Raw genomic sequence first — 10,162 nt, forward strand, 5'->3', positions numbered from 1 at the left:
TTCCGGAGCACCGGATTGCATCCCCCGCGCCGAAGTACGTCCCTTCAGGGGAGCATCATCGCGCTGCCAAATTGCGTGAGGAGGACCCCCGCGCCAAGGCCGAATACGATCACCGACGCCCCGGTCGCCAGCATGACCGCGCCGGACCACGGTCCGAGCACGGCCGGCCGGCCGGCGGGCTTGCCGAAATATGCCGGGCCGATGACCCGCAGGTAGTAGAACAGCGAAGCGACCGTGTTTGCGAGGGCCACCACCGCAAGCCATGCGTATCCCCCTTCGATCGTGACGAAAAACAGTTGCAGCTTGCCGACAAACCCGACCAGCGGCGGGATGCCTATCAGCGACAGAAACGCAATGACGAGCACCAGCACGCTCCAGGGGCGCTCATGGGCGATCCCCGTATAGTCCTGACGCTTCGTCCGCCCGCGCAGATGAACGATGACGGCGAAGGCGGCAAGGTTCGCCGAGGCATAACCGAGCAGAAAGAAGAGAAGCGCCGGCAGTGCGCCGGGGGCAAGGCCGAGAACGCAGACGGCCATGAGAGCGTATCCCGACTGGGAGACCGATGACCAGCCGATCAGGCGGCGAACGTCGTCCTGCCAGAGGGCCGCAAGGTTGCCAAGCGTCATCGTGGCGGCGGCCAGTGCCGCAATGGCGGGCCGAACGGGAATGGTCTCCGGTGGAACGAGGGCAACGAACCGGGCGAGCGCGATGGCACCGCCGATTTTCGGCGCAACCGTGAGGAATGCCGCGGCGGGGGCCGGTCCCCCTTCGGCGACATCGGGCATCCATGCATGCGCCGGCACGGCTCCGATCTTGAAGGCCAACCCGACAACGATCAGCCCGATGCCGGCCATCAGCAGGGAGAGGCCCCGCTTGTCTCGAAGGCCATGCCGAGTTCCCGGAAATCCGTGCTTCCGAGCATGCCGAAGGCCAGCGTCACTCCGCCGGCAAGCGCGGTGTTGGCCAGCGCGCCTATGAGGAAATATTTCAGTCCCGCTTCCACCGATATCCCCCAGTCGCGATGATAGGCCGCGAGCGTGTAGCCCGTAACGGAAGAGAGGAGCGCGCCCATGATGAGTTGGAGCAGGTCCGCAGCCGCAGCAAGGACCATCGCCCCAAGGCAGGAAAACAGCAGGACGGCGTAGTACTCTCCGTGCCGGCGGTCGGTCTTCATCCAGTCCGGCGAGAGCAGAACCACGCAGACGGTCGTGCCGAGAATGATCAGACGGCCCCATATGCTTGCGCCGTCCAGCGCCCAGACACCGCTGAAGGTCAGTTTTTCTGTTCCCAACTGCAGGAGACACAGCGACGTGGCCAGGAGTAGCCCGGCAAGCGACACCGGCGCGCAGATCCATTGCTTCGCATGGGGAGTGAAGCAGGCAAGGAGGATCGCGGCGACCGCCGCCGTGAGAACGGCGATCTCTGGAACGATATCGCCGACCGGCATCTAGCCTGCTCCGGTAATGGGGGCCGCACCCGCCGCGATGAGGTCCAGCAGCCATCGCGGATAGACGCCGATGAGCACGACCAGCAAAAGCAGTGCCCCTAGCACCCACGTCTCGGTTGCGTCCAGATCGGGAAATGCGCGGCCGTCCTCGGGCAAAGGCCCGAAGAACAGTTGCTGGACCATCGTCAGGAAGAGCGCGGCCGTGATCACGATGCCGAGCAGTCCTATAGCTGCAAGCCAGGGATAGACGGCGAAGGTTCCGGCGAAGATCTGGAACTCGGCGACGAAGCCCGCGAGTGCGGGCAGTCCGAGACTGGCGAAGGCCGCCAGGATTGTCATCGCCGAGAGCTTCGGTGCCACGCTTGCAAGGCCGCCATAGTGACTGAGTTCATAGTCTTCGGTCCGCCGCCAGAAGGCGCCGGCGATCAGGAAAAGCGCACCCGTGATCAGGCCGTGCGCAACCATCTCGGTGACGGCACCTGTCAGCGCCAGCTGCCGTCCGGCCTCAGAGCCATTCACGGCGAGCGCCCCGGCCGCGGCAATGCCGAGCACCGTGTAGCCCATGTGATTGACGGAGGTGTAGGCGATCCGGCGCTTCAGGTTCGGCTGTGCGTAAGCGACCAGCGCACCCCAGAGGATCGAAATGACGGCTATGATCCCTATCGGCAGCGCATAGCGCGCGAACGCGTCCGGCATCATTGACAAGGGCACGCGCACCATGCCGTAGGTTCCCATTTTCAGAAGCACCCCCGCCAGGATCGCCGAGGCCGGCCCCGGCGCATCCACATGGGCCGGCGGCAGCCAGGTGTGAAACGGCACTAGCGGTGTCTTGATGGCGAAGCCGACCAGGAAACCGGCGAGTACGAGCGATGCCCTGAGATCCGCCCCGCCAAGCGGCCGGCGCGCGATCAGCTCCCGCATGTCGAAAGTGATCGGATCGCTCGCCAGCACCAGGCCGAGGATAGCAAGCAGGATCGCGAGCGAGCCGGCAAGGGTGTAGATGAAGAACTTCAGCGCCGCCCGCTGCGCCTGTCCGTGGCCCCAGCGGCATATCAGAAAATACATTCCCACGAGGCTCAGATCAAAGAACACGTAGAAGACCAGCAGGTCGAGCGTCAGGAACAGTCCGAGCGACACGCTCTCCAGAAAGAGGAACCAGCCGTAATACAGCCGCGCCCGGCCGAGCACCTCGGCCGGCCAGGCGATGGCGGCAAGAAACAACAGCGCGCTCATCAGGGCGATGGCGAGCGACATGCCGTCGACGCCCACGCGCCACGCCACGTTGAGCGTGGGAATCCAGCCGACTTCGGCCACCGACTGGAAGACCGGCGCGCCTTCGGACGTGTCGAAGCGCATCCAGACGAAGACCAGCAGCACCAGTGGAACGGCGGATGCGGTGACGGCCGTCCATCGCGCCGCTCTCTCGCCGAGACCGGGCGTCAGGGCGAGGACCAGGGAAGCAAGGAGCGGGATGAGGATCGAGAGTGTCAGCATGCCGTCATACCATGAGAAGTAACAGGACGGTCACGAGCGTACCGGCCGCCATAAGGGTGTAGTAGTGATGCGAGAGCCCGCTCTGCAGCCGCCGCGCATCCTCGCCGCCGAGACCGACCAGCTGCGCGGTGCCCTCGGGCAGTCCGTCGGTCAGGAACTCACCGATCCCGTCGCCTGCCCGGCAGATTTCCCCCGTCGCCGCAGCCAGCAACCCGACGCAACGGTCGACAATGCGTTCATCCGCGTACGCAAGCCATGCGGACAGGTGCGCCGCTGAATGGCGGACAGCGCTTTCGATGGCCCATCCGTCGGCCCGCCGCAAGCCATTGGAGGCAAGACCGGCAGCGCGGGCGATGCCGCGTGGGCCCGCGTCGATTGCGGTGTCGTCAAACCGTGCCGCGGCTTGGGCCAGGCCGTTGAAGGGCCGCACGATTGCCGCCTCGATCAACGCCGGAAGGCCGAGCCAGTTCGACTGCCGGGCGGCCGGACCCGTCATCCCGAGGCTCGGCCACTGGCGGCCAAGTCCGGCGCCGGCAAACAGTCCGATGGCAACGAGGATCAGTGAAGCCGTCAATCCGGCGGGGCGTATCTGCGGAACCTTCATGCCAGGGAGCGCCGAAAGGACGGAGCGTGCCTCCGGCAGCCACAACAGGCAGAGCACGAGTGTAAACGCCGATAGCAGGCCCAGAGCGGCGAGTTCCGCGCGTGACGGCAGGCCGCTGCCCCTGCTCCTTGCGGTGGCGCCAAGGGCGAGCATTTGAAACCTGGCGGCATAGGCTGCGCTCAGCGCGCCGGCCAGCATCGTACCGGCCGCCGCCCACAGGCTCGCGTGCTCGGCGGCGGCCACCACCAGTTCCTTGGTCCATGCACCGCCAAGCGGCGGAACTCCGGCAAGGGCGAGCGTACCGGTCGCGGTCAGGGCCGCCGCCAGGGGGAGCGCGCGCCCGAAGCCCATCAGCTGCAGCAGGTAGGAATGCGCTCTCTTGCCGGCAACGCCCGCCGACAGGAACAGGAGCGCCTTGAACCCGGCATGGGCGACGAGATGAGCCAGTGCCGCACCCGGATACCCTGCCCCGACAGCCACGAACATCAGCCCGTACTGCGCGGAGGTGGAAGCGGCCAGCAGCTTTTTTGCATGCAACTGCAGAACCGCGACGATACCGCCACACAACGCAGTCACGAGGCCGATCCCGATGGCGGCCGCGCCGAAGCCGGGCACTTCGGCCAGGTACGGATGGAGCCTGACGAGCAGGAAGGCGCCGGCGGCCACCATCGTTGCGGCATGCAGAAGCGCCGAGACCGAGGTGGGCCCCTGCATCGCCCGGAACAGCCAGGGTGAAAACGGCACCTGACCGGATTTCGCGCTTGCCGCCAGAAGGACGCCAAAGGCCAGGATCTCGACATGCGGCGAGCGCATCAAGGCAATGCTGTCGAAGCTGAAGGAGCCGACCGCGGCATAGACAGACATTGCTGCCAGGAAGAGGCCGAGGTCGCCGAGCTGGGTCGCGACGAAGGCATACCGGCCGCCGGACGGTGCTTGCCTTTCGCGCCATTCGTGCCCGATCAGGGCCCAGGAGCAGGCCCCGACGATCTCCCATCCGATGAGGAGCGTCAGGAAATCGGCCGCGACGACGAGCAGCTCCATGCCGGCCACGAACAGCAGCAGAAGCGCCATGAGCCGGCTCAGGCCCTGCTTCTCCTCGTGATAAGCGGCGAACAGCAGGACAGGGAGCGCAATTGTCGGCACGAGCACGGCCATGACCGCCGATGCGGGCGGAAGGGCCGCCGTCAGGATCAGCGCTTCGCTCCATTCCACGCGCCCGCTCCACCCGCCGGCCGCCGCCAAAGCTGCGCTCAGCAGCGTCACTGCCGTCAGGCCGCAGGCGGAAGCCGCAAGCACGGGGCGCGCCCGGATGCCGGACAGGAAGACGACCAGTCCGCCGAGGGCGGGCAGAAGGGGAAGCAGCCAGATCATCAGTTCTTCAGCGTGGTCAGGCTTTCGGTGACATCGGCCTGCCTTTTCCGGTAGACGGCGGTGACGAGCGCGAAGCCTATGGCCATGTCGACCGCCATGACCGCCATGACGATGATGGCAAGCAGTTGTCCGGTCGGCGCGCCGGCTAGGGAAAAGGACCAGAACCCGATCGAGGCCAGCAGCACTCCGTTCAGCATGAGTTCCAGCCCCATCATCAGCATGACGAACGACTGTTGCGACAGGGCGCCGTAAAGTCCTATGCCGATCAGGGCTGCTGCGGTGAGGAGCACGGTCTCAAGGGTCATGGTTTCTCCGCTTCAGTGGTGGTGGTGGTGGCCTGCGCCGTCCGCCGGCCGCCTGCCGGCCGGCTCGCCGCCCGGTTCAAGCGGAGGCGGCACGCTGGCCTCGTCGGCCGGACCGAAGCGGCCGGCCCGGCTGGACAGCACGACTGCGCCGATCATCGTGGCGAGCAGCGTCACACCCGCCGTCTCGAAGATCAGCATCGAGGCGCCGAGAAGTTCGATGCCGAGCTCGTGAATCACGGGACGCTGCGGGTCGACGGGATCGGTCGGAAGCCGGCTCAGCAGGAGCGCCAGCGTCAGTCCGGCAAAGGCAACGATGCCGGCGCCAATCGAGATTCGGTGCTGATGGACCATCATCATCGGATTGAGACCGGCCGGGTTCATCATGAACATCACCATGAACAGGGCCATCACCATCATCTCGACGGCCATCATGAACACCGTGGCGATGCCGATATAGGGCGCGGCGAGCATCACCATCATCAGTCCGGCGGCGATAAACGACGTAAGCAGAAGGAAGGACGCGCGCACCATGGAGTCGGTTGCGAAGACGCGCCAGCCGGAGACGATTGCGATCGCCGAAAGAATGACGAAAAGAATATCGCTCAGCCCCATAGCAGCAACTCCGCGCCGACAAGAGCAAGAACGAGGAAGGAGAGCGGCAGCAGCAGCACCCAGATCAGTTCCAGCATGCGCGCGGGTGTGGTGCGGGCGAAGCTGTTGCCGGCAACGACGAGGAGAGCCAGCACGGCAGCCGACTTCAGCGCCAGCCAGTGGAGACCCGGCAGAACGGGACCGAGATAACCGCCGAGGAAGACGGTGGCCGCCATGACCGAAACCGACACCAGCATGGCAAGCCGTGCCAACTGCCAGGTGGCGTAATGGGCGCCTGACGCCTCGGACGCGGTGCCGCCGGCAAGATCGGCGGAATCCGCATAATCCAGCGGGCCGCGGAGGGACATCGACAGCCCCACCAGCATGAACAGCAGGAACCCCGGCGGTTGCCGGACAATGTTCCACACACTCTCGTCCTGGGACCTGACGATTGCAGCGATCGACAGGGATTCTGCCGGCAGAGCGGCCGCAATGAGAACGAACATGCTGATCAAGATCACCGGAAGCGCAACCGCCACGTAACGGTAGGCGCCCACAAGCGCGAGCGGAGCGTTCGCCGACCAGCCGTGCAGGAAGACGACGATGACGGTCAGCGCCTCGCAGGCGCCCCACAAGACGATCCCGGACTCGAAATCGGCAGCCACAATGCCGGGCGCAAGCGGAACCACGCTCAGCCCGAGTGCCGCCAGAGAAAAATAGAAAACGGGGGCAAGCCGCCAGTTCAGGAGATCCGGCCTCTCCGTTGTCGTCGTCTGACGCAGCAGCTGCGCGGCGCCCTCCGCCAGGGGAGCCATAACGACATTGCCCTGCGGATTGCCGGCAATCGCCGCCCTGTGCGCACGGTCCATGACCGCTGCAAGCCAGCTTCCTGCACCCAGCAGCAGGAAGATGCACAGGATGGCGATCGCCTGGCTCATCCCGCGCCCCCGTGATCGTGTGCGTGCCCCTCGCCTGCCTCTTCGCGGTGCTCCACCGGGCACATCGGTTCGAGCGTCGATGCCGGCAGACTGTTGATGAGCAGCAGCGCTTCGTTCCACTCCAGTCCGGGAAGCAGGTCCGCAAGGCGCGGCAGATCACCGGTGGGTACGTCAACAGCTTTTCCGCCGAAACGGCTCCGAACGTCCGTCCCGCCGATGGCTCCCAGGTTCCCGGGAAGCGCGAAGGATACATTGCGGCCGCTTCGGCCTGAGCGGCCTGGTTTCATGCCCGGCATCCCGAGCAGATGTAACAGTCTGCGGCGGACTGCCGTTGCCTCTTCGTCGGTTTCCTTTTCGCGATAGGGCGGCCGGCGGACCCTTGCTGTCTGGATGACGTCGCCCTGCAGCGTGAGCTCGAGCTTCAATCCGGGGGAAGGATTGGCAATAAGGGCCCGTATTCACAGGTGCACTGGTCCAGTGCCAGTCCGTCACGGAGGTCGTCGCCGGTCATTGCCATCGGACGGCCGTAGGGCTTTCCGCCCATCATGCCCTCACCGCCCTGGCCGTGTTCTCCCTTTCCGCGCCACGGATGCGCCGGCTTGTCGGGAAGGAGATCCGGTTCGCTGGTCTCCTCGCCTGAAACGAGCCTGCGCCATACGTCCAGGATCGCATCACGGGCTTCGTCGATTGATGCGACGACGAGCGGATCGGCGAACCCGTCAATCGGGTCGCTGCCCCACCAGAGGGTTCTGCGGGGATGGGGCAACTGATCGTGCAGCCGGCACAAATCCTCATGGTCTTCCTTGCGGATCTTACCGGCAACGAGCAGGATCGGAGCGTGGCGGGCAGTGGATACAAACCGGAACCGACCAAGCGAGGCCAGGGCGGCAACGCGGCCGGCGCCGTTCTCGCCGATTGCCGGAAAGACGCAGGCCGGTGCGGCCGCCGCAAGGCGGCGGAGAAGCCTCATTGCCATTTGAAGATTCCTTCTCGCCAGCCATACAGAATGCCGACGGAGAGAATGGCGAGGAACATGCCCATCTCGACCATCGCCTTTATCCCTTCGGCGACAAAGACCACGGCCCACGGATACATGAACATCATCTCCATCTCGAAGGCGATGAAGAGCAAGGTCATGGAATAGTAGCGCACATGGTAACGCTGCCAGGCGTGGGTATTAGGTGTGGCTCCACCCAGGAAAGGCACCTTCTGCGGTTCACTCGCCCGGCCCTTGGACATCCGCATGCCCCAGAGCTGCAGCAGACCGGCGGTCGCGGCAGCAAGAACGGTGACGGCGAGCGCGCCGATCAGGGGTTCCATGCGTCCTCCCTTCAAAGCCTCCTAACGCGCCAATTCCGGGAATGTTCCGGGACTTCGCGCGGCGCTCTGGAGGATGCTTGGGATCTGGGGACGAACTGCGAGCAATACATCGCTCAAAGGCAGGCCGGCCGGCGGTCTCGGAGACCGGCCCGTCAGGATCGGGTGGGACAAACAGGTGCCGCGCCGTGTCTCAGCAGCAGCGGGCCGACCGGAGTTCACCTCGGTCGCCACACCGCGGCGGCGAGCCGGCCCGTCAACCTGCATTTTATGAGCCCGCGCCCTAAAGCGTGACGGACCCGCTATCGCTGTCCTCAACCGGCGCTTTCTCCAGATGCCAGCGGACAAATTCGCGAATGAACTCGCTGGGGTTCTCGAGGAAGGAGCGCAGAATGATCTTGGTCGATCCCACGGCGTTTGCAATCTCGGAATAGTGCACTCTGCGCTTTTCGGAGTTACCGACCGATCTCAGCAGCTTGGTTACGGTTTCATTGATGGCGGCGTCTGCTTTCTGGTTTGCCTCCGCCAGCTTGTCCGTTGCGACCGCACGATAGCTGCGTCTGTCCTGGGTCACGCGCGGCGCAATAGGGTCCTCGGCTTCCGAGACGATATCGCGGAGCTCGCGCGATAGATCTCTCAGTTCACGCCCCGCGTCCCCATAATCGGGCCGGCGTTCGATGACCGAGCTGGCACGCGCAAATACGGCGGCAAGGCAGTCGATGCGGTATTCAGGAAGCAGCAAGTTGTTACATTCAAAACTGCCCGCCTGTATCATCCGCGCGACACCACGGGTGATCTGATCGTCGTAATCATATACCGTGCTCAAGTCGGGATCCCGCTCTTCATCCGGAATGGTGCCCGTATACGAGGGCGACTCCGGTTCGGGTGCGGGTTCGGGGTCCGCTTCAGGGTCCGGCGGAGCGGTTTGTGCGAGGATAATGTAGCCGTCCCACATGTCGGCCCTGGCAGGCAGGGACGACGCCGCAGCGAATTGCCCGGCCAGAGCGGCGGCAACCAGCAATTCCAAGTATCTCGTTTTCAACATGCCCTTCCCCTTCAAAAAAGAAGATAAAAATAGTCAGATTTCCAGATAAATACATCCGTTTCAACAATCAGTTTTCTTCACAAAAATTCCATCAATCAAAGCAGATCATAAACAATACGGATCGTGCAGAATATATAGAAGCACGTGGTTTAAACGTTCCTTGTGAATGACACCCCACCGGCATCACATTTGTTATGATAAAGTTATAGCAACATTCTTTGGATTTAAAAATAGAAGCACAACAAAAATTTCCTCTGCGGCACTCCCGGCCGCGCAGGCTCCCTCGGCTTGCTGCACAGCAGATTGGCGAATGCAGTCGCCGCGTGCAAATGTGCAGGTTGCGTGCGGGTACCTATTCCGAAAGACCGTATGCCTGCCTCAGCCCGCGTTGGGTCTGCGGCCCGAATTGCCCGTCGATGGTGCCGGTGTAGAAGGAACGCTCGGCCAGTTTCCTTTGCAGGGACCGGCGTGTCGACACCTTGAACATGTCCGGATTGTCGGAAAGCTGTCCCAGCACTTCCTCGTTGCCTGATCTCAGCGCACGATAGAGATACTCCGCCGCGTCGTCCGGCTGCTTGCCATCCACGATGCCGTCGTCGATCAGCGCCGCGTAGTTGAACATCGCCTCGGGGTGGCGCAGGTCGGCGGCCTTGCCGAAAAACTCGATTGCCTTCTTCGGATCGCGGGTGATGCCCAGACCGCCCTGAAAATGCAGAAATCCGAGATCGTTGATGGCGTCCGCAAATCCCGCGTCCGCCGACTTGCGGAAGAGCGTGAGGGCTTTTTCCACGTCCTGATCGACGCCGATGCCCCGCTCATACATGCGCGCCAGTTCGAACATGGCTTCCGGGTCTCCGTCCTCGGCAGCTTTCTCAAGCAGGGCTGCCGCCTGGGACGGATCGAAACGGTCGCCTTCGGGATTGAGACGCATATAGGCAAGCCCCTTGAGGGCCCTGCTGTCGCCTTCCCGCGCAGCGACCTGCAATACCTGTTCCTGGTCGACTTCCAGCCGGCTCCAGGCATTCTTGCGATCGGCGGATTCCAGCC

The 10,162-nt window shown here is 64.1% G+C and carries 12 protein-coding genes; all 12 read right to left on the reverse strand.

Annotated features, from left to right (window positions below; genetic code table 11):
• Positions 1 to 44 precede the first annotated feature (44 nt).
• Entirely contained in the window at positions 45 to 857 is an 813-nt protein-coding gene (locus ON753_RS04325) for an NADH-quinone oxidoreductase subunit N (protein WP_265961324.1), read from the reverse strand.
• Positions 857 to 1,450, reverse strand: coding sequence for a proton-conducting transporter transmembrane domain-containing protein (locus ON753_RS04330; RefSeq protein WP_265961325.1), 594 nt, complete (start codon positions 1,448 to 1,450; stop codon positions 857 to 859). Before ON753_RS04330 ends, ON753_RS04325 begins: the two co-directional genes overlap by 1 nt.
• The gene (locus ON753_RS04335) at positions 1,451 to 2,944 is read right to left on the reverse strand and encodes a complex I subunit 4 family protein (protein WP_265961326.1); all 1,494 of its coding nucleotides are present in this window, start codon (positions 2,942 to 2,944) and stop codon (positions 1,451 to 1,453) included.
• A 4-nt stretch (positions 2,945 to 2,948) separates the two neighbouring features.
• Positions 2,949 to 4,919, reverse strand: coding sequence for an NADH-quinone oxidoreductase subunit 5 family protein (locus tag ON753_RS04340; protein ID WP_265961327.1), 1,971 nt, complete (start codon positions 4,917 to 4,919; stop codon positions 2,949 to 2,951).
• Entirely contained in the window at positions 4,919 to 5,224 is a 306-nt protein-coding gene (gene nuoK, locus ON753_RS04345; RefSeq protein ID WP_265961328.1) for an NADH-quinone oxidoreductase subunit NuoK, read from the reverse strand. The genes ON753_RS04340 and nuoK overlap by 1 nt, the downstream gene beginning before the upstream one ends.
• 12 nt (positions 5,225 to 5,236) lie before the next feature.
• A complete protein-coding gene (locus tag ON753_RS04350; protein WP_265961329.1) occupies positions 5,237 to 5,836 on the reverse strand; it encodes an NADH-quinone oxidoreductase subunit J family protein in 600 nt (199 codons plus the stop codon).
• A complete protein-coding gene (locus ON753_RS04355; protein ID WP_265961330.1) occupies positions 5,827 to 6,753 on the reverse strand; it encodes a complex I subunit 1 family protein in 927 nt (308 codons plus the stop codon). Before ON753_RS04355 ends, ON753_RS04350 begins: the two co-directional genes overlap by 10 nt.
• On the reverse strand, positions 6,750 to 7,178 hold the full coding sequence (locus tag ON753_RS04360; RefSeq protein ID WP_265961331.1) for a hypothetical protein: 429 nt from the start codon (positions 7,176 to 7,178) through the stop codon (positions 6,750 to 6,752). The genes ON753_RS04355 and ON753_RS04360 overlap by 4 nt, the downstream gene beginning before the upstream one ends.
• Positions 7,175 to 7,729 (reverse strand): hypothetical protein, encoded by a 555-nt coding sequence (locus ON753_RS04365; protein WP_265961332.1) that lies wholly within the window; start codon positions 7,727 to 7,729, stop codon positions 7,175 to 7,177. The genes ON753_RS04360 and ON753_RS04365 overlap by 4 nt, the downstream gene beginning before the upstream one ends.
• Positions 7,720 to 8,073, reverse strand: coding sequence for an NADH-quinone oxidoreductase subunit A (locus ON753_RS04370; protein WP_265961333.1), 354 nt, complete (start codon positions 8,071 to 8,073; stop codon positions 7,720 to 7,722). Before ON753_RS04370 ends, ON753_RS04365 begins: the two co-directional genes overlap by 10 nt.
• 280 nt (positions 8,074 to 8,353) lie before the next feature.
• Positions 8,354 to 9,115 (reverse strand): hypothetical protein, encoded by a 762-nt coding sequence (locus tag ON753_RS04375; protein ID WP_265961334.1) that lies wholly within the window; start codon positions 9,113 to 9,115, stop codon positions 8,354 to 8,356.
• Between the two features lie 352 nt (positions 9,116 to 9,467).
• Positions 9,468 to 10,162, reverse strand: a 695-nt coding sequence (locus ON753_RS04380) for an SEL1-like repeat protein (RefSeq protein ID WP_265961335.1), incomplete at its 5' end; no start/stop codon positions are given.

Origin of the sequence: Roseibium salinum (genome assembly GCF_026240905.1) — a bacterium.
In the GTDB taxonomy this organism is placed as follows: domain Bacteria; phylum Pseudomonadota; class Alphaproteobacteria; order Rhizobiales; family Stappiaceae; genus Roseibium; species Roseibium salinum.